This window comes from Kitasatospora sp. NPDC087271, from assembly GCF_044744605.1.
Classification (GTDB): domain Bacteria; phylum Actinomycetota; class Actinomycetes; order Streptomycetales; family Streptomycetaceae; genus Kitasatospora.
Genome location: NZ_JBIUYQ010000002.1, coordinates 179364 through 205521 on the forward strand (window position 1 = coordinate 179364; position 26158 = coordinate 205521).

Consider the following 26158-nt stretch of genomic DNA (forward strand, 5'->3'; position numbering starts at 1 on the left):
GCGGAATAACAAACGCTTTCCGATGGCGCTGACGAGCAACTGACCGGCAACTGACGGACGGCTGACGCGCGCCTCCGGGCGGGTCCGAAACCCTGGTCGCCGACCCCGTCAGCAGTCCGTCAGCCCCTCGTCAGCGCCCGGCGGGAGGCTTGCCGCCGAGGCTAATTCGTTACCGAAGGCCAGGAGTCTCCAGTGCCGGTCATTTCCGCGTCGCACGAATTCGAGGTCAGCGACCTCTTCGTGAATCTGCAGCCGTTCTTCGGGCACCGTCTCTTCCTGAAAGTCGAAGGGTTCAACTTCGCCGGGTCCATCAAGCTGAAAGCGGCCCGGGAAATGGTCGCGCAGGCCGAGGCGGCGGGCGTCCTCGGCCCCGGCTCGACCCTGGTGGAATCCTCGTCCGGGAACATGGGCGTCGCCCTGAGCGTGCTCGCCGCCAGCCGCGGCTACAAGTTCATCTGCGTCACCGACTCTCGTTGCAACGAGGTCACCCGCCGCACCATGGAGTCGTACGGCGCCGAGGTGCACCTGATCACCGAGCCGCACGAGACCGAGGGCTTCCTCGGTGCGCGGATCCGCCACGTCAAGGCGCTGCTCGCCGCCGACGAGAAGCGGGTCTGGCTCAACCAGTACCTGAGCCCGGGCAACTGGATGGCGCACTACCGGACCACCGCGCCGGCCATCGCCCGCCAGTTCCCGGACCTGAACGTGCTGTTCATCGGCGCGGGCACGACCGGCACGCTGATGGGCTGCGCCCGGTACTTCCGCGAGCGGCGCCCCTCGGTGCGGGTCGTCCCGGTCGACAGCGTCGGCTCGGTCACCTTCGGCGCCCCGCCGGCCACCCGGCACATCCCGGGCCTGGGCACCAGCGTGCGGCCCGCGCTGCTGGACGAGTCGCTGGTGGAGCGGGCGGTCCACGTCGAGGAGACCGACACCGTCCGGACCTGCCGCGAACTGATGCGCGGCGGCTTCCTGTTCGGCGGCTCCACCGGGACGGCCGTCAGCGGCGCGCTGCGCTGGCTGAACGAGCACTACGGCGACGGCGCGGGCGGCGTGCGCGAGCGGGTGACCGCCGTGACCATCTCACCGGACCTGGGCGAGCGCTACATGGACACCGTCTACCACGACGAGTGGGTGCGCGGGTCGGTCGGCCAGGAGGGCCTGCTGCCCGGGGTCGAGCACCGGGGCCTCGGGGCGGGCGTCGCCGCCGGGCTCCAGACGGTGTCCGGCTGACCGGACCGGTGGGGTCGGAGCCTGCGGGGCCGGGGCCTGCGGGGCCGGGGCCTGCGAGGTCAGAGGGTCGAGAGTTTTCAAGGCGGGGCTGAGGCTGAGAATGACGGAGAGCAAAGCAGTGACGACAAACCGGAACGCTGTCCTTCCGCTCACCGCGGCACAGGCCGAGATCTGGTTCGACGAGCAGTTCGCCGCCGGGCCGCTGGCCTACAACATGGCGGACTACATCGATCTGCGCGGACCGCTCGACGCCGAGCTGCTCGGACGGGCGCTGCAATGCCTCGGCCACGAGGCCGAGGGACTGCGGGTGCAGTTCGTCGAAGAGGACGGCGCCCCCGGCCAGATCATCCGCCCGCTCGCCCAGCTCCCGCTCAAGACGCTGGACTTCAGCGGCGAGGCGGAGCCGTCGGCGGTCGCCGAGCGGTGGATGCGGGCCGACCACGCCGACCCGATGAAGGTCACCGACTTCCCGCTGTTCCGCGGCGCGCTGATCAAGCTGGCCCCGGAGCACCACCTGCTCTACCTGTGCATGCACCACATCCTCGCGGACGGCTTCAGCCGCTCGCTGCTCTACCCCAAGCTGTCCAGCGCCTACACCCGGCTGGCCGCCGGCGAGGGCCCGGCCGAGCTGGACGCCGACGCCATGCCGGCCTTCCACCGGCTGCTGGACGCCGAGCGCAAGTACCTCGACTCGTCGATGGTCGAGAAGGACCGCGCCTACTGGACGGACCGCCTCACCTCCGACCGGCACGGCGCGGTGCCCGAGCTGGTCTCGCTCTCCGAGCAGGAGCCGGCCCCCGGCCGGGTCGCGCTGCGCGAGACCGCCCGGCTCTCCCCCGCGACCACGGCCGCGCTGCACGCCCTCGCCCAGGACGGCAAGGTCACCATGCCGGTCCTGATGGTCGCCGCGATGGCCGCCTACACCCAGCGCGTCACCGGGGTCCCGGCGCCGCTGCTCACCCTGCCGGTCACCGGCCGGGTCGGCGCGGTCAGCCGCGAGATCCCCGGCATGCTCGCCAACTACCTGCCGCTGGCCGTCCGGGTGCGCCCGGAGATGACCCGCACCGAACTGCTGCGCGCGGCCTGGGTCGAGGTCGCCGGCACGCTGAAGCACCAGCGCTACCGCGGGGACAGGGTCCGCCGCGACATCGGCCTGCGGATCGACGACCAGCGCGCCTTCGGCCCGTTCATCAACGTGCTCAACCAGGACCCCGAGCTGGCCTTCGGCGACTGCCGCGGGGTCGTGGTCAACCTGTCCACCGGCATCGTCAAGGACCTCATCATGACGGTCCTGAACGCGGACGACGGCACCGTCGAGATCCACCTCGACGGCAACCCCGAGCTGTACGAGCCGGCCGAACTCGCCACCCACCTCGCCCGGTTCGAGACCTTCCTCGGCGCCCTCGCCACCATGCCCGCGGACCGTCCGCTCGGCCAGGTGGGCCTGGGCGCGACCGGCGAACCGCTCGGGCTGCTCGGCGCCTGGGATCCGGCCACCGCCGCCGACCAGGGCCTGGTCGAGCGGGTCCGCGCCGTCGCGGCCGGTACGCCCGACGCGGTGGCCGTGGCCGACGGCACCGAGCGGATCGACTACCGCGAACTGGTCGCCCGCGCGGCGGGCCTGGCCGCCCGGCTGACCGCCGCCGGGGTCGGCACCGGTTCGGTGGTCGCGATGTTCGCCGAGCCCGGCGTCCCCTTCGTCACCGGCGTGCTGGCCGTCCAGGCCGCCGGCGGTGCCTACCTGCCGCTCGACCCGGCCGCCCCGGCCGCCCGCAACACCGGGCTGATGGAGGACGGCGGCGCCCGCCACCTGCTGGTCGGCGCCGGGTACGAGGCACAGGCCGCCGAGCTCACCGCCGGGGCGACCACCGCCCTGCCGCTGACCGACCCGTCCGACTCCAGCAGCGGCGCCGAACTCACCTCTGTCGGAGGTGAGTTGGACCTGGCGTACGTGATGTTCACCTCCGGCTCCACCGGCAAGCCCAAGGGCGCGATGGTCCAGCGCTCCGGCATGATGAACCACCTCTGGGCCAAGGTCGGCGACCTCGACCTGGTAGCCGGGGAAGGCGTCGTCCAGAACGCGCCGCTCACCTTCGACGTCTCCGTCTGGCAGATGCTCGCCCCGCTCATCGTCGGCGGCACCGTCCGGGTCTCCGGCACCGACATGGCCGCCGACCCGGCCGCCCTGTTCGGGATGGCGCGGGACGAGAAGATCGCCGTGCTGGAGGTCGTCCCCTCCCTGCTGCGCGCCGCCCTGGACGCCTGGGACCTCGACGGCACCGCCCCCGAACTCCCGGACCTGCGCTGGCTGATGGTCACCGGCGAGGCCCTTCCGGCCGACCTGTGCCGACGCTGGCACGCCCGCCACCCGCACGTCCCGATGATGAACGCCTACGGCCCCACCGAGTGCAGCGACGACGTCACCCACGCCGTCATCCGCGCCGGCGACACCCTCACCGCCCGCGTCCCCATCGGCACCGCCGTCCGCAACACCCGCCTCTACGTCCTCAGCGACGAACTCCAGCCCGTCCCCGTCGGCGTCCCCGGCGAGCTCTACATCGGCGGCGCCGGAGTCGGCCGCGGCTACCTCCACGACCCCGCCCGCACCGCCGGCACCTTCATGGCCGACCCCTACGCCGGACCCGGCACCCGGATGTACCGCACCGGCGACCGCGTCATCCAACGACCCGACGGCCAACTCGAGTTCATCGAACGCCGCGACCACCAGGTCAAGATCCGCGGCCGCCGCGTCGAAACCGGCGAGATCGAAGCCGTCATCCGCTCCCTCGACACCGTCGCCGACACCGCCGTCGCCGTCCTCCCCGACGCCTCCGGCAACCCCCGCCTCATCGGCTACCTCACCGGCCCCGCCGTCGACCCCGCGCAGGTCCGGGCCGAACTCTCCCAACTGCTGCCCGGCTACATGATCCCGGCGTCCTGGCTCGTCCTCGACGCCATGCCGCTCACCCCCAACGGCAAGCTCGACCGCAAGGCCCTGCCCAAGCCCGCCCTCGCCGAGCAGGACACCCTCCGCGGCCCCCGCACCGAGCGCGAGCGGGTCCTCTGCGACATCCTCGCCGAGGTCCTCGGCACCGGCCGGGTCGGCATCGACGAGGACTTCTTCGCCCTCGGCGGCGACAGCATCCGCTCCATCCAGGTCGTCAGCCGCGCCCACAAGGCCGGACTCACCCTCACCACCCGCGACATCTTCACCCACAAGACCGCCGCCGCCCTCGCCCGGGTCGCGGGCGGCGCCGACCCCACGGCGGCGACCGCGCCCGCCGAGGACGCCGGCGGCACCGGCCCGTACGAACTCACCCCGATCATGGGCCAGTTGCACGACGACACCACCAGCCTCACCGGCCCGGTCGTCAAGTACAGCCAGCACGTGGTCGTCCGGGTCCCCGCCGCCCTGGACGCCGAACTGCTCGACGCGGCCCTGCACACCCTGGTCGACCACCACGACGCGCTGCGCACCCGGGCCACCGAACCCGCCCCCGGCCTGTGGCACCTGGAGGCGCTGGCCCCCGGCGCGCTCGCCGGCGTCCGTCTGGTCGCCACCGCCGAGAACGGCGCCGGCAGCGGCGCCGACGACCAGGACGCCCTCGGCTTCGCCGAGCGGCAGGCCGCCGCCGCCCGCGCCCGGCTCGACCCCGCCGCCGCCGTGATGATCCAGGCCGTGCTGATCGGCGCGGCCCCCGGCGCCGACACCGCCCTGCTGGTGCTCTCCGCCCACCACCTGGTCATCGACGGCGTGTCCTGGCGGATCCTGCTGCCCGACCTCGCCGCCGCCTGCGAGGCGCTGGCGGCCGGCCGCACCCCCGCACTCGACCCGGTCGGCACCTCCTACCGCGCCTGGTCCCAGCTGCTCGCCGCGCAGGCCCGCACCCAGGTCCGCGGCCCCGAACTCGCCCTCTGGCAGTCGATCCTGACCGGCCCCGACCCGCTGGTCGGCACCCACCGGCTCGACCCCGAGACGGACGTCTACGGCACCCAGCGCACCCTGCGCCTGGAGCTCGGCCCCGAGGTCACCGGCCCGCTGCTCACCGACGTCCCGGCGGCCTTCCACGCCGAGGTCAACGACGTCCTGCTGACCGGCCTCGCCCTCGCCGTCGCCGACTGGCGCCGCCGGCACGGCCGCGCCGACTACGCCCAGACCCTGATCGAGCTGGAGGGCCACGGCCGCGAGCAGCTCGGCGACGGCCTCGACCTGTCCCGCACCGTCGGCTGGTTCACCAGCGCCTTCCCGATGCGCCTCGACCCCGGCACGCTCGACTGGGACGAGCTCTGGGCCGGCGGCCCCGCCCTCGCCGCCGCCCTCAAGCGGATCAAGGAGCAGCTGCGCGCGCTGCCCGACCGCGGCGTCGGCTACGGCCTGCTGCGCTACCTCAACCCGCACGCCGCCCGCGCCCTGGCCGGCCACCACAAGCCGCAGATCGGCTTCAACTACATGGGCCGCTTCGACGCCCGCGAGGCCCGCCTCTGGGAGCCGGCCGGCGGCGACGGCGTGGTCGGCACCGGCGCCCACCCCGGCATGCCGCTGCCGCACCTGCTCGACGTCACCCCGGCCACCGAGGACCGGCACGACGGCCCGCACCTGATCGCCAACTGGTCCTGGGCCGGCCGGACCGTCGCCGAGGAGGACGCCCAGGACGTCGCGGCCACCTGGTTCCGCGCCCTCGAACTGCTCGCCCGGCACGCCACCGCCCCCGGTGCGGGCGGCCGCACCCCCTCCGACCTGCCGCTGGTCGCCCTGGCCCAGGACGAGATCGAGGAGTACGAGGCCGAACTCGCCGAGGCCGGCACCGCCCTCGCCGACGTCCTGCCGCTCACCCCGCTCCAGCAGGGCATGCTCTTCCACGCCGACTACGACACCGCCGCCGGGGGCGGCGCGGACGCGGTCGACGTCTACACCCTGCAGATCGTCGCCGACATCGAGGGCGACCTCGACGCCGACGCCCTGCGCGCCGCCGGGCAGGCCCTGCTCGACCGGCACCCGAACCTGCGCGCCGCCTTCCGCGCCCGGGCCACCGGAGAGCCCGTCCAGGTCATCGCCCAGCACGCCGAACTGCCCTGGCTGGAAGCCGACCTGACCGACCTGCCGGAGCCCGCCCGGGCCGCCGAGCTGAGCCGCATCACCGAGGCCGAGCGCACCCGCCGCTTCGACCTCGCCGCGCCGCCGCTGCTGCGCTTCGCGCTCGTCACCCACGGCGAGGGCCGGCACCGGTTCATCTGGACCAGCCACCACATCCTGGTCGACGGCTGGTCGATGCCGCTGCTCGTCCGCGAGCTGTTCGCGCTCTGCGCGCCCGGCGCGGACGTCGCGCTGCTACCCGACCCGGCCCCGTACCGCTCGTACCTGGCCTGGCTGACCGCGCAGGACCGCACGGCCGCCCGGGCCGCCTGGCACGAGGTGCTGGCCGACGTCGACGAGCCCACCCTGCTCGTCCCCGCCGACCCGAGCCGCCTCCCGGTGCTGCCCGACGCGGTGCTCGCCGAGGTGCCGCGCGAGCTGACCGCCGCGCTCGCCGGCTGGGCCCGCGCCCAGGGCCTGACCGTCAACACCGTGGTGCAGGGCTGCTGGGCTCTGCTGCTCGGCCGGCTCACCGGCCGCCAGGACGTGGTGTTCGGCGCCGTCACCTCCGGCCGCCCGGCCGAGGTCCCGGACGTCGAGTCGATGATCGGCATGTTCCTCACCACCGTGCCGGTCCGGGCCCGGCTGCACCCCGATGCCACCCTCGCCGAACTGCTGCACGCCCTCCAGGACCAGCAGACCGCGCTGCTCCCGCACGAGCACCTCGGGCTCGCCGCGATCCACCAGGCCGCCGGCCTGTCCGGCGAGGTCTTCGACACCGTGGTGCTGTTCGAGAACTTCCCGCTGGACGAGAACGGCCTCGACACCGGCGTCGCCGACGGCCCGCGCATCGTCCGCACCGAGGCCCTCGACGCCCGGCACCACCCGCTGAGCCTGGTGGTCCACCCCGGCGACAGCCTGCACCTGCGGCTGGACTACAACCCCGGCCTGTTCGGCCGGGCCGAGGTCGAGCGGGTCTCGGCGATCTTCCAGCACCTGCTGCGGACCGTCGCCGAGCGGCCCGGACTGCCGCTCGCCCAGGTCGACGTGACCGGCCCGGCGGACCTCACCGGCACCGGCACCCCCGGCGAGCTGGGCGGACTGCTCGGCGCCTGGGACCCGTCGATCCCCGAGGAGAGCCTCGGCGTCGTCGAGCGGGTGCGCGCCGTCGCCGCCCGCACCCCCGAGGCGACCGCCGTCACCGACGGCGCCGGCTCGCTGACCTACCAGGAACTGGTCGAGGCGGCCGGCGGCCTGTCCGCGGGCCTCGCGGAGGCCGGGGTCACCACCGGTTCGGTGGTCGCGATGCTCGCCGAGCCCGGCGTCCCGTTCATCACCGGCGTGCTGGGCGTGATCGGCGCCGGCGGTGCCTACCTGCCGCTCGACCCGGCCGCCCCGGCCGCCCGCAACACCGGGCTGCTGGAGGACGGCGGCGCCCGCCACCTGCTGGTCGGCGCCGGGTACGAGGCACAGGCCGCCGAGTTCGCCGCCGCCGTCCAGGGCGAGCCGGTCACCGTCATCGGCCTGGAGCAGGCCGCCGGCGCGCGGGCCCTGCCCGACTGCGTGGGCACCGGGCTGGACCTGGCGTACGTGATGTTCACCTCCGGCTCCACCGGCAAGCCCAAGGGCGCGATGGTCCAGCGCTCCGGCATGATGAACCACCTCTGGGCCAAGGTCGGCGACCTCGACCTGGTAGCCGGGGAAGGCGTCGTCCAGAACGCGCCGCTCACCTTCGACGTCTCCGTCTGGCAGATGCTCGCCCCGCTCATCGTCGGCGGCACCGTCCGGGTCTCCGGCACCGACATGGCCGCCGACCCGGCCGCCCTGTTCGGGATGGCGCGGGACGAGAAGATCGCCGTGCTGGAGGTCGTCCCCTCCCTGCTGCGCGCCGCCCTGGACGCCTGGGACCTCGACGGCACCGCCCCCGAACTCCCGGACCTGCGCTGGCTGATGGTCACCGGCGAGGCCCTTCCGGCCGACCTGTGCCGACGGTGGCACGCCCGCCACCCGCACGTCCCGATGATGAACGCCTACGGCCCCACCGAGTGCTCCGACGACGTCACCCACGCCGTCATCCGCGCCGGCGACACCCTCACCGCCCGCGTCCCCATCGGCACCGCCGTCCGCAACACCCGCCTCTACGTCCTCAGCGACGAACTCCAGCCCGTCCCCGTCGGCGTCCCCGGCGAGCTCTACATCGGCGGCGCCGGAGTCGGCCGCGGCTACCTCCACGACCCCGCCCGCACCGCCGGCACCTTCATGGCCGACCCCTACGCCGGACCCGGCACCCGGATGTACCGCACCGGCGACCGCGTCATCCAACGACCCGACGGCCAACTCGAGTTCATCGAACGCCGCGACCACCAGGTCAAGATCCGCGGCCGCCGCGTCGAAACCGGCGAGATCGAAGCCGTCATCCGCTCCCTCGACACCGTCGCCGACACCGCCGTCGCCGTCCTCCCCGACGCCTCCGGCAACCCCCGCCTCATCGGCTACCTCACCGGCCCCGCCGTCGACCCGGACCTGATCCGCCGTCAACTGGCCGAGCTGCTGCCCGGATACATGATCCCGGCGTCCTGGCTGGTGCTGCCCGCCATGCCGCTCACCCCCAACGGCAAGCTCGACCGCAAGGCCCTGCCCAGGCCCGACCTGGGGGACCAGGAGGAGGCCCGCGCGCCGCGCACCGAGCGCGAGCAGGTGCTGACCGAGATCCTCGCCGAGGTCCTCGGCACCGGCCGGGTCGGCATCGACGAGGACTTCTTCGCCCTCGGCGGCGACAGCATCCGCTCCATCCAGGTCGTCAGCCGCGCCCGCAGGGCCGGACTCACCCTCACCACCCGCGACATCTTCACCCACAAGACCGCCGCCGCCCTGGCCCAGGTCGCCGAGGAGCAGGAGCAGAGCCCCGCCGAACCCGCCCCGACGGAACCCGAAGGCAGTCTGATCGCCCTGTCCGACGAGGAACTGGCCGATCTGGAATTCGAGTTGAATGAGGAACTTTCGTGACGACCGCCCCCAGAACCGGGTCGAAGATCAGCGAAGTACTTCCGCTCTCCCCCCTCCAGCAGGGGCTGCTGTTCCTGTCCTCGTACGACCAGGCCTCGCCCGACCTGTACACCCTCCAGTTCGTCGCGGAGATCGACGGGCCGGGCGCGGGTGACGGCGAGCAGCTCGCCGCCCGGCTGCGCGCGGCCTCGGCCGCGCTGCTGCGCCGGCACCCCAACCTGCGGGCCTGCTTCCGCAACCGCAAGACCGGCGAGCCCGTCCAGGTCGTCCTCAAGGAGACCGAGGTCGAGCCGGACTGGCAGCTGCACGACCTCACCCACCTGCCCGAGGCCGACCGGGAGGCGGCGGCGCAGCGGCTGACGCGCGAGGACCGGCTGCGCCGGTTCGACCTGGCGCGGCCGCCACTGATGCGGTTCACCCTGATCCGGCTCGGCGCGGGGCACCACCGGTTCGTCTGGTCGGTGCACCACATCGTCATGGACGGCTGGTCGTTCCCGCTGGCCGTCCGCGAGCTGGTGCTGCTCGGCGACGAGGCGGGCGCGGCGGCGCTGCCCGCGCCCGCGCCGTACCGCTCGTTCCTGACCTGGCTGAACGGCCGTGACCGGGCCGCCGCGCGGGCGGCCTGGGCGCAGCTGCTGGACGGCCTGGACGGGCCGGTCCGGGCGCTGCCCGGCGCCGGTGCCGGCGATTCCCGCGAACTGCCGTCGCTCGTCCGGGGGTTCCTGTCGCCGGAGCGCACCGCGGCGCTCGCCGGCTGGGCGCGCGGCCGGGGCCTGACCCTCAACACCGTGGTGCAGGGCTGCTGGGCGCTGCTGCTCGGCCGGCTCACCGGCCGCGAGGACGTGGTGTTCGGGTCGGTCACCTCCGGCCGCCCGGCCGAGGTCCCGGACGTCGAGTCGATGATCGGCCTGTTCGCCAACACCCTGCCGGTCCGCGCCGACCTGCGCCCGGACCAGCGGGCGAGTGAGCTGTTCGAGGCGCTGGCCCGCCAGCAGCTCGCGATGATGCCGCACGAACACCTGCCGCTCGCCGAGGCGCAGGCCGCCTCCGGCGTCCAGGGCGAGCTGTTCGACACCGTCCTCGCCTTCCAGAGCTACCCGCTGGACGAGGCCGCGCTGTTCCGCGAGTCGGGCGGCACCGTCAGTTCCGCGCAGGTGCTCTCGGCCACCCACTACCCGCTGAGCCTCACCGTCTTCCCCGGCGAGCGGCTGGACCTGCACCTCGCCTACCGGCCCTCGGCCTTCGCCGGGAACCCCGAGGGCCTCACCGAGGACCCGCGGCCGTCCGCGCAGCGCGTCCTGGACCGGCTGGTCCGCGTCCTGGAGCAGGTCGCCGACGACCCGCAGGCCCCGCTCGCCCGGCTCGGCGCGCCCGAGCCCGCCGAACTGGCCCGCATCCTCGGCGAGTGGAGCGGCGCCTCGGCCGCCCCCCGGGAGCCCGCGCGGCGCGCCACCGTCGCGGAGCTGTTCGCCGAGCAGGCCGCCCGCACCCCGGACGCCGTCGCGGTCACCGCTCCCGGCGAGGCCACCCTCAGCTACCGCGAGCTGGACGAGCGGGCCAACCGGCTCGCCCACCTGCTCGCCGCCCGCGGCGCCGGCCCGGAGAGCCTGGTGGCCGTCGCGCTGCCGCGCAGCGCCCGGCTGATCGTCGCCGTCCTGGCCGTCCTCAAGGCGGGCGCGGCCTACCTGCCGCTGGAGCCCGGCCACCCGGCCGACCGGATCGGCTACACCCTGCGCGACGCCCGTCCGGCGCTGCTGCTGACCGCCGGCGGCGTGCTGCCCGAACCGCCCGAGGCCCCGGACCTGCCGCGTCTGGACCTGGACGCCCCGGAGACGGCCGCCGCGCTGGCCGCCCACCCGGCCACCGCCCCGGACACCGCGGCCTCCCCCGAGCACCCGGCCTACGTCATCTACACCTCCGGCTCCACCGGTCGCCCCAAGGGCGTCGTGGTGCCGCACCAGAACGTGGCGCGGCTGCTGGAGGCCACCGACGACTGGTTCGACTTCGGCCCCGGCGACGTGTGGACGCTGTTCCACTCCATCGCCTTCGACTTCACCGTCTGGGAGCTGTGGGGCGCGCTGCTGCGCGGCGGCCGGCTGGTCGTGGTGCCGTACGACGTGTCGCGCTCCCCCGACGCCTTCCTGGACCTGCTCGCCGAGGAGCGGGTGACCGTCCTCAACCAGACGCCGTCCGCCTTCTACCAGCTGATGCGCGCCGACGCCGACCGCCCGCGCCCGCTCGCCCTGCGGACCGTGGTGTTCGGCGGCGAGGCGCTGGACATCGGCAGGCTCGCCGACTGGTACACCCGGCACGCCGACGACGCGCCGCGCCTGGTCAACATGTACGGCATCACCGAGACCACGGTGCACGTCTCCTACCAGGAGCTGGACGCCCCGACGGCCGCCGCCGGCGGCGGCAGCGTGATCGGGCGCGGCATCCCGGACCTGCGGGTCTACCTGCTCGACGGCGCCCTCCGGCCCGTCCCGGCCGGCGTGCCCGGCGAGCTGTACATCACCGGCCCCGGCCTGGCCCGCGGCTACCTGCGCCGCCCCGACCTCACCGCGGCCCGCTTCGTCGCCTGCCCGTTCGAGCCCGGCGGCACCCGGATGTACCGCACCGGCGACCTCGGCCGCTGGCGGGCCGACGGCACCCTGGAGTACCTGGGCCGCGCCGACGAGCAGGTCCAACTGCGCGGCTTCCGGATCGAGTTGGGCGAGATCGCGACCGTCCTCGGCCAGCACCCCGCGGTCGCCGAGGCCGCCGTGATCGCCCGCGAGGACCGGCCCGGCGACCAGCGCCTGGTCGCCTACGTGGTGCCCCGCGACGGCGCGAACCCGGACGGGCTGCGGGAGTTCGCCGCCGAGCGGCTGCCCGAGTACATGGTCCCGGCGGCCATGGTCCCGCTCGCCGCGCTGCCGCTGACCGCCAACGGCAAGCTCGACCGCCGCGCCCTGCCCGCCCCCGCGTACACCACCTCGGCCCGCGGCCCGCGCACCGCCGAGGAGGAGCAGCTCTGCGGCGTCTTCGCCGAGGTGCTCGGACTCGACCGGGTCGGTGTCGACGACGACTTCTTCACCCTCGGCGGCCACTCGCTGCTCGCCACCCGGATCGTCAACCGGGTCCGCGCCGAACTCGGCGCCGAACTCCAGGTGCGGGACCTCTTCGAGGCCCCCTCCCCCGCCCGCCTCGCCGAACGGCTGGCCGCCGCCGCACCCGGCCGCGCCCCGCTCGCCGCCGGGCCGCGCCCGGCCGTGCTGCCGCTGTCGTACGCGCAGCAGCGGCTCTGGTTCGTCGAGCACCTGGGCGCACCCGGCGGGCTGTACGCCATCCCGCTGGCGATCCGCCTCTCCGGGCGCCTCGACACCAACGCCCTGGCGGGCGCCCTGCACGACGTGGTCACCCGGCACGAGGCGCTGCGCACCGTCTTCCCGCAGCGCGCCCCCGAGAGCACCGGGTCCGGGGCCACCTCCGGGACCACCGGCAGCGGACCGGCCGAGCAGCGGGTGCTCACCCCGGCCGAGGCCGCCGTCCCGCTCCCGGTGAGCGAGACCACCGAGGCGGGCCTGCCCGCCGCCCTCGCCGCCGAGGCCGCGCGCGGCTTCGACCTGGAGCGCCACCTCCCGCTCCGCGCCCGCCTGTTCCGGCTCGGCCCGGACGAGCACGTGCTGACGATCGTCCTGCACCACATCGCCGGCGACGGCTGGTCGCTCGCCCCGCTCACCCGCGACCTCACCGCGTACTACCGGGCCCGGGTGGCCGGCCGCCCGGCCCAACTGCCGCCGCTTCCCGTCCAGTACGCCGACTACGCCCTGTGGCAGCGCGGACTGCTCGGCGCGGAGGACGACCCGCGGAGCGAACTCGCCCGCCAACTCGGCTACTGGACCGCCACCCTGAAGGGCCTGCCGGAGGAACTGGCGCTGCCCTTCGACCACCCGCGCGGCACCCGGGCCGAGCACCGCGGCGACATCGTGCGCACCACCGTGCCGCAGCCGCTCACCGCCGAGCTGCACCGGCTCGCCGCCGCCTGGGGCGTCAGCGTCTTCATGCTGCTGCGGGCCGGGCTCGCCGCCCTGCTCACCCGGCTCGGCGCGGGCACCGACATCCCGCTCGGCAGCCCGATCGCGGGCCGCACCGACGAGCGGCTCGACGAGCTGGTCGGCATGTTCGTCAACACCCTGGTGCTGCGCACCGACACCTCCGGCGACCCGGGCCTGCGCGAACTCGCCGAACGGGTCCGCGCCTACGACCTGGCCGCCCACCAGCACCAGGACGTGCCCTTCGAGAAGCTGGTCGAGGTGCTCAACCCCGAGCGCTCGATGGCCCGGCACCCGCTGTTCCAGGTGATGCTCGGCTTCCAGCAGGCCGGGCCGGCCCCGGCGCCCGAGCAGGACCCGGAACTCGCCGTGGCCGAGCAGCCGGTGCCCGTCCGGACCGCCAAGTGGGACCTGTTCTTCCAGCTCACCGAGCAGGCCGGCGGCGCGCTCGCGCTCGCCGTCGAGTACCGCACCGACCTGTTCGAGCCCGCCACCGCCCGCCGGATCACCGACGCCTACCTGCGGCTGCTCGCCGCCGCCCTCGCCGAGCCCGCCCGGCCGCTGTCCCGGCTGGACCTGCTCGGGCCCGAGGAGGAGGCCGAACTGCTCGCCCTCGGCACCCACCGGGCCGGCACCCCGCGCAGCACCCTCACCGCCCTGGTGGACCGCCGGATCGCGGCCACCCCGGACGCGGTCGCGCTGGTCCACACCGAGCCCGGCCACCCCGAGCGGCTGCGGCACACCAGCTACGCCGAACTGGACGCCGAGGCCAACCGCCTGGCCCACCTGCTGACCGCGCGCGGCGCCCGCCGGGGCGACCTGGTGGCGCTGCGCCTGGAGCGCGGCCCGGCCGTGGTGAGCACCCTGCTGGCGATCGCCCGCACCGGCGCGGCCTACCTGCCGATCGACCCGTCCTACCCCGACGAGCGGGTTCGCGACATGCTGGCCGACAGCGGCGCCCGGCTGCTCGTCACCGAACGGTCACCGGCCGGACGGGAGCTCCCCGCCGGGGTCGTCGAGCTGCTCCTGGACGCCCCCGAAACCCTGGCCGACCTGGCCGGCCGGCCCGTCACCGCCCCGGTGCCCGCCGTCCCGATCGACCCCGACGACCTGCTGTACGTCATCTACACCTCCGGCTCCACCGGCAAGCCCAAGGGCGTCGCGGTCCCGCACCGCGCCGCCGTCCGCCTGGTCCTGGGCCTGCCCGAGCTGGCGCCGACCGCCGCGGACACCTTCCTCTACTTCGCGCCGGTCGCCTTCGACGCCTCCACCTTCGAGATCTGGGGCGCGCTCGCCCACGGCGCCCGGGTGGCGGTCCACCCGCCCGGCCCAGCCGACCCGCGCGCCCTGGAGTCCTTCCTGGCCCGCGCCCGGGTGAGCGTCGCCTTCCTCACCACCCAGTTGTCCAACACCATCGCCGACACCCGGCCGCGCGCCCTGGCCCCGCTGCGGGCGCTGCTCACCGGCGGCGAGGCGCACTCCCGCGACCACCTGGACCGGCTGCGGGCCGCCCTGCCGGACACCACGGTGTTCAACGTGTACGGCCCCACCGAGACCACCACCTTCGCCACCGGCCAGGACCTCGGCCGCACCCAGGGCACCGTCCCGATCGGCCTGCCGATCGGCGACACCCGCGCGTACGTCCTGGACGAGGCGCTGCGGCCGGTGCCGCGCGGCGTGGTCGGCGAGCTGTACCTGGCCGGCGAGGGCCTGGCCCGCGGCTACCTCGGCCGGCCCGCGCTGACCGCCGCCCGCTTCACCGCCTGCCCGTTCGGCGCGCCCGGGGAGCGCATGTACCGCACCGGCGACCTGGTCCGCTGGGACCGGCACGGCCGGATCGAGTACGTCGCCCGCGCCGACCAGCAGGTCAAGATCCGCGGCTACCGGGTCGAACTCGGCGAGATCGAACGGCTGCTGGCCGAGCACCCGGCCGTCGCCCGGGCCGCCGTCCTGGCCCCCGCCGACGCCGCCGGCCAGCGCCGCCTGGTCGCCTACCTGGTGCCCGCCGACGGCCGGCCGGCCCCCGGACCGGCCGAGTTGCGGGGCCACCTGGCCCGCTCGCTGCCCGGCCACATGGTGCCGGAGAGCTACACCGCGCTGCCGGAACTGCCGCTGAACGCCAACGGCAAGCTGGACGTCAAGGCCCTGCCCGCCCCCGCGGCCACCCCCTCGGCCCGCGCCCCGAGGGCCCCCCGCACCGAGCCGGAACGGCTGCTCTGCGCCGCCGTCGAGGAGGTCCTGGGCACGGGCCCGATCGGCCCCGAGGACTCCTTCTTCGCCCTCGGCGGGGACAGCCTGAAGGCGATCCGGCTGGTCAACGCGGCCGGCCGGGCCGGGCTGCCGATCAGCCTCGGGGCGGTCTTCGAGCACCGCACCCTGGAGGCGCTGGCCGCGGCCGCCACCACCGGGGGCGGCGCGGTCGACCTGCTCGGGCCCGTCCTGCCGATCCGGCCCACCGGCGGGCGGCCCCCGCTGTTCTGCGTGCACGGCGGCCTCGGCTTCGCGATCCCGTTCGCGGCGCTCGCCGAGCACCTCGACCCGGAGCAGCCGGTCTACGGCCTCCAGGCCCGCGGCCTGTCCGACGACGGCCCGCTGCCGACCGACCTGGGCGACGTCGCCGAGGAGTACCTGGCCCGGGTGCGCGCCGTGCAGCCGCACGGCCCGTACCACCTGCTCGGCTGGTCCTACGGCGGCGTCGTGGCGCACGAGATGGCCGTCCGGCTGCACGCCGCCGGCGAGCGGGTGACGTTCCTGGCCAACCTGGACGCCTACCCCGACGACGCCCTCGGGGCCCGGCCCAGCGACGCCGAGTTCCTCGCCGACTTCCTGGCCGAGGCCGGGGTCGACGCGGCGGAGCCGGAACGGCTCACCCCGCAAGGCGTCGCCGCGCACCTGGCCCGCACCGAAGGCCCCCTCGCCGCGCTCGAACCGGGTACGCTGGAACGGCTGCTGGGGGTCATGCGGAACAACCTGGAGCTGTTCCAGCGGTTCACCCCGGGCCGCTTCGACGGCTGCCCGATGACGCTCTTCGTGGCGGCCGGCGGCGACACCCGCCCCACCCCGGAGGAGCGCGCCCTCAAGGTCAAGAGCTGGGAGCCGCACGTCGGTTCCGCCGTCCTCGTGCACGACGTGGACAGCGGGCACCAGCAGCTGCTGCAACCCGCACCGGCCGCGGCGATCGGCGCGGTCGTCGAGCACGCCCTCGCCGCCCTGGCCCCGGACCCGACCGGAACCCCGGCCGCACCGGCCGCCACCCCGACCACCTGACGCCCGATCAACCCGGCACGTCCCGAGATCCCGAGACCTGGAGAACAGTCATGGCGAACCCCTTTGACCGCGAAGACGGCACCTTCCTCGTCCTCGTCAACGCGGAGGGGCAGCACTCCCTGTGGCCGTCCTTCGCCGCCGTCCCGGAGGGCTGGTCGGTGACCCTGGAGGCCACCGACCGGGCCACCGCCGTCGCCCACATCGAGGGCAACTGGACGGACATGCGCCCGCTCAGCCTCCAGCAGCAGGGCTGACCGGCCGGGCCCGCGCCCGGAACCCGGAAGAACGCCGCCGGACGGCTCCGACCCCGCCGCCCGCCGCACCCCCAGGGCCTTCGCCCGGCGGTGCGGCGGGCGGCCGTTTTGTCCCCGGCACCCCTCCCCACCAGGCACGCGACACCCCGCCAGGACCCGTCAGTGAGCGGTCAGTTGGACGTCATCGACCCGTCATCGGGCCTGACTAATTTGCTGCCCAGAGGCCCGGTTTCCGGGCACCCCAGGGCACCCCCACAGGGCGCCCGCGAAAACGGAGGAAAACGAGCATGACGACGGTAGCGCCGGAGCGTCTCACCCGGATCCGCGAGATCATCGCCGAGAACATCGACGTGCACACCGAGTTCGCCGACACCGCGCTGTTCGTCGACGAGCTGGGCGCCGACTCGCTGAAGCTCATCGACGTGCTCAGCGCCCTGGAGATGGAGTACTCCATCGTCATCGACATGAACGAGCTGCCGAAGATGGTGAACGTGGAGGCCACGTACCAGGTGACCGCGACGGCCGCCGGCTGGTGATCGGGGCGGGTTCCGGGACCGGAACCCCCGCCCGCAGGCATCCCACTGCTTAAGGAGTCCCATGTCCACCGCACAGTCACCAGCGGCACCCCGCGCCGGCGTGCCGGCCGACCGCCGCCGGGTCGTCCTCACCGGCCTCGGGGCGATCTCCAGCATCGGCACGGGTGTCGAGGAGTACACCGCGGGGCTGCGGGCCGGCCGCTCCGGTGCGCGGCCGATCACCCGGTTCGACACCGAGGGGTTCGGCCAGAACATCGCCTGCGAGGTCCCCGACTTCGAGCCGGAGCGCTGGATCCGCAACGTCCCCCTCGACGACATGGGCCGCGCCGGGCAGTTCGCCGTCGCCGCCGCCCGGATGGCCGTGGAGGACGCCGGGCTCACCGAGGCCGACCTCGGCGAGCGCCAGGCCGTCATCAGCGTCGGCACCACCGACGGCGAGGGGCACGACATCGGCGTGCTGGTCGAGCAGGAGCTCGCGGCCGGGGACCCTGGGGCCATGGACCCGGTGCTGTCCCGCCGGATCAACGCCGGCCGGCTCACCACCGTCATCGCCCGCGAGCTGCGGATGCCGAACGTGGAGCCGACCACCATCACCACCGCCTGCGCGGCGGGCAACTACTCGATCGGCTACGGGCTGGACGCGATCCGCTCCGGCGAGGTCGACATCGCCCTGTGCGGCGGCGCCGACGCCGTCTGCCGCAAGGCCTTCGCGCTGTTCAAGCGCTTCGGCGCGCTCACCCCGGACGTGGTCCGCCCGTTCGACAGGAACCGCCAGGGCATCCTGACCGGCGAGGGCGCGGGCATCCTCGTCCTGGAGAGCCTGGAGTCCGCCCTCGCCCGCGGCGCGCACATCTACGCCGAGGTGCTCGGGTACGGCCTCAGCTGCGACGCCGCCCACCCGACCGCGCCGAACCGCGACGGCATCGCGCGCGGCATCCGGCTCGCCCTGGACGACGCCGGGGTCGAGCGGGACGAGATCGACTTCATCTCCGCGCACGGCACCGGCACCAAGGCCAACGACAAGACCGAGTCGGCCGCCATCGTCGACGTGTACGGCGACGCACCGCCGCGCACCGTCGCGGTGAAGTCGATGCTCGGCCACTCGATGGGCGCGGCCAGCGCGCTCGGCGCGATCGCCTGCAGCCTCGCCATCGAGCACCAGTTCATCCCGCCGACCATCAACCACGTGGAGACCGACCCCGACTGCCCGCTGGACGTCGTGCCCAACCAGGCCGTCGACGCGGAGGTCCGGATCGTGGAGAACAACTCCAGCGCCTTCGCCGGCAACAACGCCATCCTGATTCTGGGCACGTACGGAGAGCGAGTCTGACGATGACCACCGCAGCCACCCCGGCGGCCCTGCCGCCGGAGACACTCGTCATCACCGGCTGGTCGGCCGTGTCGCCGTACGGCCTGACCCGCCAGGACTTCGCGTCCGGCGTGCGCGCCGGTGCCAAGACCGCCGTCAGGGCGGACGCCGCGCTCGGCACGCTGCCGTCGCCCGACGTCTGCCTGGTGCCCGGCTTCGACATCAAGGGCCTGCTCGGCCCCACCGGCACCGCCAAGATGGACCGGCTCACCGCGCTGGCCCTGGTCGCCTCCGACGGCCTGCTCAAGGACGCCGACGGCAACCGGGTGGTGGAGACCGACGACCGCACCGGCGTGGTCCTCGGCATCTCGATGGGCAGCCTGGAGAACGTCACCAACTTCCTCAAGCAGTCCTACACCAACGCGCTGCCCTTCCACGTCGACGCCGGCCGCATCCCCTTCGGCAGCCTCAACCACGCCGCCGGCGCCACCGCCATCCGGCACGACCTCAAGGGCCCCAACACCACCGTCGCCGGCGGCCGGGTCAGCGGCCTGCTCGCCCTCAACTACGCGCGGCGCCTGATGGGCCAGGGCCGGGCGACCAAGTACCTGGTCGGCTCCGCCGAGGAGTTCTCCGCCGCGCACGCCTGGATCGAGCACACCGCCGTCGCGGCCGGCGACTCCACGCCGCTGCTCGGCGAGGGCTGCGGCCTGTTCGTGGTCGAGCACGCCGGCACCGCCCAGCGCCCGGCGCTCGCCGCGGTGCTCGCGGTGGAGACCCGCGTCGACATCGACGACGACCCGAAGGCCGCCGTCACCGCGTGCGTGCAGCGCGCCCTGGCCCGCGCCGGCGTCACCGCCGACGAGGTCTGGGCCGCCGTGCCGTGCGCCGCGCCCACCGCGGCCGGCCGGGCCGAGTACGACGCGCTCGCCGCGCTGCTGCCGGCCGAGGCACTGGGCCGGGTCCCGTCCATGGAACTGCTCGGCGACACCGGCGCGGCCTCCGCGTCCTTCCAGATCCAGGCGGTGCTCGGCGTGGCCGGGGCCGACCCGGCGGCCCGGGGCCGGATCGCCCTGGTGTCCGCCGTCGACCGTGACGGCGCGGTGGGCTGCGCCGTCCTGAGACTCTTCGGGGAGCACGCGTGATCGCCCTGGTCAGCGGCGGGTCCCGGGGCATCGGCAAGGCCATCGTGCTGCGCCTGGCCCAGGACGGCTACGACGTCGCCTTCTGCTACCGCTCCAACGCCGAGGCCGCCGAGCAACTCGTCAAGCAGGCTGGCGAGTTCGGTACCCGGATCACGGCCACCCAGTGCGACGTGGCCGACCCGGAGCAGGTCCGCGACTGGTACAACCGCACCGAGCGCGAGGTCGGCCCGGTGGACGCCGCCGTCACCTCGGCCGGCATCACCCGGGACCGCCCGGTCATCCTGATGCCGGAGGACGACTGGAACCAGGTCCTGCGCACCAACCTGGACGGCGTGTACCACGTGTGCCGCGCCGCCGCCTTCGCGATGAGCAAGCGCCGCAGCGGATCGATCGTCAACCTGTCCTCGGTGTCCGGCATCTACGGCAACCTCGGCCAGGCCAACTACGCCGCTTCCAAGGCCGGCATCATCGGCTTCACCAAGTCCCTCGCCAAGGAGTGCGGCCCGCGCGGCGTGCGCGCCAACGTGGTCGCGCCGGGCCTGATCGCCACCGACATGGTCGGCGACATGTCCGACGCCGCGGTCGAGCGGATGCTGAAGAACGTCGCCCTCGGCCGGGCCGGCAAGCCCGAGGAGGTGGCCGACCTGGTCTCCTTCCTGCTCTCCGACCGCGCCGCCTACATCAGCGGGTCGGTCTTCGAGATCCACGGCGGCGGCACGTTCTGATGGGAGCACGAATGCAGGGGGCCCAGGGACTGCGCGAGCACTACGACGCGATCGTCGTCGGCAGCGGCATCGGCGGCCTGACCACCGCCGGCTACCTGGCGGCCGACGGGCGCAGCGTCCTCGTCCTCGAACAGCACGACATCGCCGGCGGCAACGCGCACGTGTTCCGCCGCCGGCGCAAGTACGAGTTCGACGTCGGCACGCACTACCTCGGCGACTGCGGCCCCGACGGGCACTTCCCGGCGATCCTGGCCGGCCTCGGCGTCCTGGACCGGGTGCGGTTCCGGCCGATGGACAACGAGCAGGGCTTCGACCGGATCATCACGCCCACCGCGACCGTCGACGTGCCGGCCGGCTGGGACGCCTACCGCGACCGGCTGCGGCAGGCCCTGCCCGAGGAGGCCGACCGGATCGCCGGCTTCCTCGAACTCGCCGAGAACGTGGCCGGCTCGACCCGGGCCGGCCTGAACGGCGTCTCCCTGGTCGACCTGTTCCGCAAGTCCCCGCAGACCATGCGCTGGTCCCGCCGCACCTTCGCCGACGCCCTGGGCCACTTCGGCCTCTCCGCCAAGGCGCGCACGCTGCTCGCGGCGCAGGCCGGCAACTACGGCACCATGCCCGACGGCATCAGCCTGGCCCACCACGCCTCGATGATGGACCACTACCTGCGCGGCGCGTACTACCCCGAGGGCGGCGGCCAGGCGATGGTCGCCGCGTTCGTCGAGGCGCTGGAGGCGCACGGCGGCGAACTGCGCACCCGCTGCGACGTCCGCCGCATCCTGATCGAGAACGGGCGCGCCACCGGCGTCGAACTCACCGACGGGCAGCGGATATCGGCCCCGCTGGTCATCTCCAACGCGGACTACCGGCGCACCGTCCTCGACCTGTGCGGCGGCGAGGACGCCTTCCCCTCCGAGGTGGTGGCCCGCACCCGCGCGGCGACCATGCGCGGCTCCTTCGTCTCGGTGTACATCGGGCTCGACACCGAACTGCCGGGCCTGCCCAACGCCAACCTCTGGTGGCACGACAGCGACGACATGGAGGGCGCGCACGCCGCCATGCTGGAGCGGTACGCGCGGGACGGCTCGATGGACTCGGTACCGGCGCTCACCTTCTCCTTCGCCTCCCTCAAGGACCCGGGCGCCGCCGCCGTCTGCCCGCCCGGCCACAGCAACTTCCAGCTCATGACGGGCCTGCCGCCCGGCTACGGGTTCTGGGGCCTGGAGGGCGGCCCGGCCGACGGCGAGCCCTACCGCCGCAACGCCGCCTACCTCGCCCGCAAGCAGCAGCTCACCGAGGTCATGCTGGCCACCGCCGAGAAGGTCATCGGCCCGTTCCGGGAGCGCGTCACCCACCTGGAGACGGCCACCCCGCTCACCCACGAGCGCTACATCCGGGCCACCGGCGGCACCCCGTACGGCATGGCCAGCTGGGGCGGCTCCAGCCAGCGGCCGGACGTGCGCACCGAGGTCGAGGGCCTGTACGTGGTCGGCCAGAGCGTGCGCTACGGCAGCGGCATCGCCGCGGTCGCGAACAGCGGCATGGCCGCCGCCTCCGACATCATCGGCCGCGCGCTGCTGCGCGAGGTGTTCGGCGGCGCGGTGCTCGGCGACCCCTCCCGGCTGCCCGAACGCGGCCCGGACTGGGACCCGCTGGTGGTCTCGCGCGGGCGGGCGCGGCAGCGCGCCAAGGGCCTGGCCCGCATCGGCTGACCCCTCCTCCCCTCCGTTTCCCCACCCTCCGATCCTCACCCCTCCGACCAGGAGCACTGTTCCCATGAATCAGGTCCCTCCCTTCGCCGTGGTCTCCGGCGCCCAGGTGCACGAGGCCCTCAACGGGCACGAGGACGAGGTCGTCGCCACGGTCGAGGCCGCGTACCGGCTGCACGGCGAGGGGCAGACGGTCAACCCGGACTCGTACTTCCTGCGCTTCCCCGACCGCCCGTCCTCCCGGATCATCGCGCTGCCGGCCTCGGTCAAGGGCGAGGTCGGCGTGCACGGCATCAAGTGGATCTCCAGCTTCCCGGACAACGTGGCGGCCGGCCTGCCGCGTGCCTCGGCCGTCCTGATCCTCAACGACGCCGAGACCGGCTACCCGTTCGCCTGCCTGGAGAGCTCGATCATCAGCGCGGCGCGCACCGCCGCCTCCGCGGCCCTCGCGGCGGCCCGGCTCGCCGACGCCCGCGGCGAGCGCCCGACCCGGGTCGGCTTCTTCGGCGTCGGCCTGATCGCCCGCTACGTGCACACCTACCTCGCCGCCAACGGCTTCGACTTCACCGCGGCCGGCGTCCACGACCTGTCCGCCGAGCACGCCGAGGGCTTCTCCGACTACCTGCGCCGGGCCGAGGGCGAGGGCGTGGAGATCACCGTCCACGACAAGGCCGAGGACCTGATCCGCTCCAGCGACCTGGTGGTCTTCGCCACCGTCGCCGGCGAGCCGCACGTGACGGACCCGCAGTGGTTCTCGCACAACCCGCTGGTGCTGCACGTCTCGCTGCGCGACCTCTCCCCCGAGATCGTCCTCGACTCGTGGAACGTCGTCGACGACATCGAGCACTGCATGAAGGCCGGCACCTCGCCGCACCTGGCCGAACAGCTCGTCGGCCACCGCGAGTTCGTCGCCGGCACGCTCTACGACGTGCTCACCGGCACGATCACCCCGCCGTCCGACCGGCCGGTGGTCTTCTCCCCGTTCGGCCTCGGCGTGCTCGACATGGCCGTCGCCAAGCACGTCTACGACCGCGTCCTCGCGGCCGGGCAGCTGCACACCGTCCCGGACTTCTTCCACGAGCTCAAGCGCTACGGCTGAGCCCTTCCCGCCCCGTCCCGGAGGCCCGCCCGCGCTCCCGGCGCCGGCGGGCCTCCGGCCTTTCCCGCCGCCCCGCCCCCTCCGCTGACGGCCAGCTGACGCCGCGCTGACCGAACGGCCCCCAGGCCCCCCGACGCCTTGTCCGCGCCATGGACGGCCGCCCAGAATCACCCGCATGAGATCCTTTGCCAACCTGGCCGAGTTCACCGGGGCGACCGGGGAGCACCTCGGCTACAGCGAATGGCTCGACGTCACCCAGCACAGCGTCGACCAGTTCGCCGACGCCACCGGCGACCTCCAGTGGATCCACGTGGACCCGGAGCGCGCCGCCACCGGCCCGTTCGGCGGGACCATCGTCCACGGCTACATGACGCTCGGCCTGCTGCCCGCGATGATGCGCGCGATCTTCGAGATCCACAACGTCGAACTGGGCGTCAACTTCGGCCTGGACAAGGTCCGCTTCCCCCGCCCGATCCCGGTCGGCGCCCGGGTCCGCGGCGGCGCCAAGGTCACCAGCGTCCGCGAGACCCCGATGGGCCACCTGGCCGCGGTCCGGATGACGGTGGAGGTCGAGGGCCGGCAGCACGCGGCCTGCGTGGCGGACACCCTGTCCCTCTTCGTCGCCGCCCCCGACACCGCCGAGGGCCCATCGGACGGCTTCTGAGCCCGCCCGCCGACGTCACCGCCGCCGCCAGGTAGAAGAACCTCCCCCTCCGGTCGTGCAAGAGGGGGGTTATTACTACCGATTTCGCCGCGCCGCCCCCGCCAGAATGGTCACACGGCCACCACGGCCGGGGCACAGCGAACGGCACCAGAGAGGAGCGGGCCATGGACCGCACGATGAAGCTCGGGGGAAGCCCCTCGGCGGTCGAGATCAGGGGATTCTCCGTCCCCGCCGGATTCACCGGACTGCGGCGGGCACTGGCCCTCTGCTGGATGTCCGTCGCGGCCTTCGGGCGCTCACTCGGGGTCACCGGCGCGATCTCCCTGGTCGGCCCCGGCCTCGGCCTGGTGCCGCGGGCCATGGAGCGCGTCCGGGCACTGGCCGCCCGCCAGCGCGGCCTGTCCGAGCGCTGGTCCGGCGTGCAGATCCCCGGCCCGCCCAGCGGCCTGCCGGCCGCCCCCGAGGGCGCCTCGGGAGCCGTCGCCCGCTACCGCTGGATCATGAGCGACCCGCAGACCAAGCGGGAGTTCACCTGGGTGCTCACCGACCCGATCGTCGGCGGCTTCCTCGCCTTCATGCCGATCGCCGTCCTGCTCAGCGGCTTCTGGGGCATCTTCCTGGCCTTCTTCGGCGTCCCGCTGTCGACCCAGTGGGACGGCCTCTGGTACCAGTTCATCCCGATCGACGGCCAGGCCACCGCGGTGCTGGCCGGCGTCCTCGGCGTCCTGCAACTGCCGCTGGCCCTGTGGATGGCCCCCCGCGCCATCCGCAAGCACGCCCGGTACACCCACTCCATGCTCGCCCCCAGCGAGCAGGAACTGATGGCCAGCCGGATCGAGCACCTCACCACCACCCGCAGCACCGCCGTCGACACGCAGATGGCCGAGATCCGGCGGATCGAACGCGACCTGCACGACGGCGCCCAGGCCCGCCTGGTCGCGATGGGCATGACCCTGGACGCCGCCGAACACCTGCTGGAGACCAACCCGGAGGCCGTCCGGGCCCTGCTCATCGAGGCCCGCCAGTCCTCCTCCAAGGCGCTGGAGGAGATCCGCAACCTGGTCCGCGGCATCCACCCGCCGGTCCTCGCCGACCGCGGACTCGCCGACGCGGTGCGGGCGCTGGCCATGGTCTGCCCGGTCCCCACCGAGGTCGTCGTGGACCTGCCCGGGCGCCCCGAGATGCCCGTCGAGTCCGCCGCCTACTTCGCGATCTCGGAGATCCTCACCAACGTCGCCAAGCACTCCGGCGCCGACCGGGCCTGGATCGACATCCGTTACGATCACGGCATGCTGCGCATCACCGTGACCGACAGCGGCCGCGGCGGCGCCGACGCCACCCGGGGCACCGGCCTGCGCGGCATCGAGCGACGACTCAGCACGTTCGACGGAGTCCTGGCCGTGAACAGCCCCGTCAACGGCCCGACCATGGTGACGATGGAGCTTCCGTGCGTATTGTCCTCGCCGAAGACCACTTCCTCCTGAGGGACGGCCTGATCCGCCTCCTCCAGGCCTACGGACACGAGGTGGTGGCCGCCGTCGACAACGGCGCCGACCTCCTCGCGGCCCTCACCGAGCAGCAGCCGGACGTCGCGGTCGTCGACGTCCGGCTTCCGCCGAACTTCACCGACGAGGGCCTGCGGGCCGTCCTCACCGCCCGCCGCACCATGCCCGACCTCCCGGTCCTGCTCCTCTCCCAGTACGTCGAACCGCTCTACGCCCGCGAACTCCTCGCCAGCGGCGGCCGCGGCGTCGGCTACATGCTCAAGGACCGCGTCACCAACGGCTCCCAGTTCCTCGACTCGATCCGCCGCGTCGCCGACGGCGGCACCGCGATGGACCCCGACGTCATCTCCCAGCTCCTCGTCCGCAAGGAACGCGACGAGAACGTCGGCAGCCTCACCGACCGCGAACGCGAAGTCCTCGAATGGCTCGCCCAGGGCCGCTCCAACGCCGGCATCGCCCAGGGCCTCTTCATCACCGAGAAGGCCGTCGCCAAGCACATCAGCAACATCTTCACCAAGCTCGGCCTCCTCCCCACCGACGGCGACAACCGCCGCGTCCTCGCCGTCCTCGCCTACCTCGACCAGTAACCCGCCCCACCCCG

Annotated in this window: 13 protein-coding genes; all 13 read left to right on the forward strand. The window is 74.2% G+C overall.

What is annotated here, in order from left to right; translation table 11 throughout:
- Nucleotides 1-192: 192 nt before the first annotated feature.
- Nucleotides 193-1230: a 2,3-diaminopropionate biosynthesis protein SbnA gene (sbnA, locus tag ACIO9K_RS04090; protein ID WP_363617633.1), complete on the forward strand. Its 1038-nt coding sequence runs from the start codon at nt 193-195 to the stop codon at nt 1228-1230.
- A gap of 118 nt (nt 1231-1348) precedes the next feature.
- A complete protein-coding gene (locus ACIO9K_RS04095; RefSeq protein ID WP_400326904.1) occupies nt 1349-9310 on the forward strand; it encodes an amino acid adenylation domain-containing protein in 7962 nt (2653 codons plus the stop codon).
- A complete protein-coding gene (locus ACIO9K_RS04100; protein WP_400326907.1) occupies nt 9307-16611 on the forward strand; it encodes an amino acid adenylation domain-containing protein in 7305 nt (2434 codons plus the stop codon). The genes ACIO9K_RS04095 and ACIO9K_RS04100 overlap by 4 nt, the downstream gene beginning before the upstream one ends.
- A 50-nt stretch (nt 16612-16661) precedes the next feature.
- Nucleotides 16662-16865 carry an MbtH family protein gene (locus ACIO9K_RS04105; protein WP_063348727.1) on the forward strand — a complete coding sequence of 68 codons (204 nt, stop codon included), beginning with the start codon at nt 16662-16664 and terminating at the stop codon, nt 16863-16865.
- Nucleotides 16866-17152: 287 nt separating this feature from the next.
- Entirely contained in the window at nt 17153-17401 is a 249-nt protein-coding gene (locus ACIO9K_RS04110; protein ID WP_063348726.1) for an acyl carrier protein, read from the forward strand.
- Between the two features lie 61 nt (nt 17402-17462).
- Entirely contained in the window at nt 17463-18731 is a 1269-nt protein-coding gene (locus ACIO9K_RS04115; RefSeq protein WP_363623147.1) for a beta-ketoacyl-[acyl-carrier-protein] synthase family protein, read from the forward strand.
- A gap of 2 nt (nt 18732-18733) precedes the next feature.
- Nucleotides 18734-19855, forward strand: coding sequence for a beta-ketoacyl synthase N-terminal-like domain-containing protein (locus ACIO9K_RS04120; protein ID WP_400326911.1), 1122 nt, complete (start codon nt 18734-18736; stop codon nt 19853-19855).
- Nucleotides 19852-20580 carry a 3-oxoacyl-ACP reductase FabG gene (gene fabG, locus ACIO9K_RS04125; RefSeq protein WP_363623143.1) on the forward strand — a complete coding sequence of 243 codons (729 nt, stop codon included), beginning with the start codon at nt 19852-19854 and terminating at the stop codon, nt 20578-20580. The genes ACIO9K_RS04120 and fabG overlap by 4 nt, the downstream gene beginning before the upstream one ends.
- A gap of 11 nt (nt 20581-20591) precedes the next feature.
- The gene (locus ACIO9K_RS04130) at nt 20592-22292 is read left to right on the forward strand and encodes a phytoene desaturase family protein (protein WP_400326914.1); all 1701 of its coding nucleotides are present in this window, start codon (nt 20592-20594) and stop codon (nt 22290-22292) included.
- Between the two features lie 64 nt (nt 22293-22356).
- Nucleotides 22357-23388, forward strand: a complete 1032-nt coding sequence (sbnB, locus tag ACIO9K_RS04135; protein WP_363623139.1) for a 2,3-diaminopropionate biosynthesis protein SbnB — start codon at nt 22357-22359, stop codon at nt 23386-23388.
- A gap of 175 nt (nt 23389-23563) precedes the next feature.
- Nucleotides 23564-24052 (forward strand): MaoC family dehydratase, encoded by a 489-nt coding sequence (locus tag ACIO9K_RS04140; protein ID WP_363623137.1) that lies wholly within the window; start codon nt 23564-23566, stop codon nt 24050-24052.
- A 164-nt stretch (nt 24053-24216) separates the two neighbouring features.
- Complete coding sequence (locus tag ACIO9K_RS04145) at nt 24217-25536, forward strand: histidine kinase (protein WP_363623135.1); 1320 nt, start codon at nt 24217-24219, stop codon at nt 25534-25536.
- Nucleotides 25500-26144, forward strand: a complete 645-nt coding sequence (locus ACIO9K_RS04150; protein ID WP_063348719.1) for a response regulator transcription factor — start codon at nt 25500-25502, stop codon at nt 26142-26144. Before ACIO9K_RS04145 ends, ACIO9K_RS04150 begins: the two co-directional genes overlap by 37 nt.
- The last annotated feature ends 14 nt before the right edge of the window (nt 26145-26158 follow it).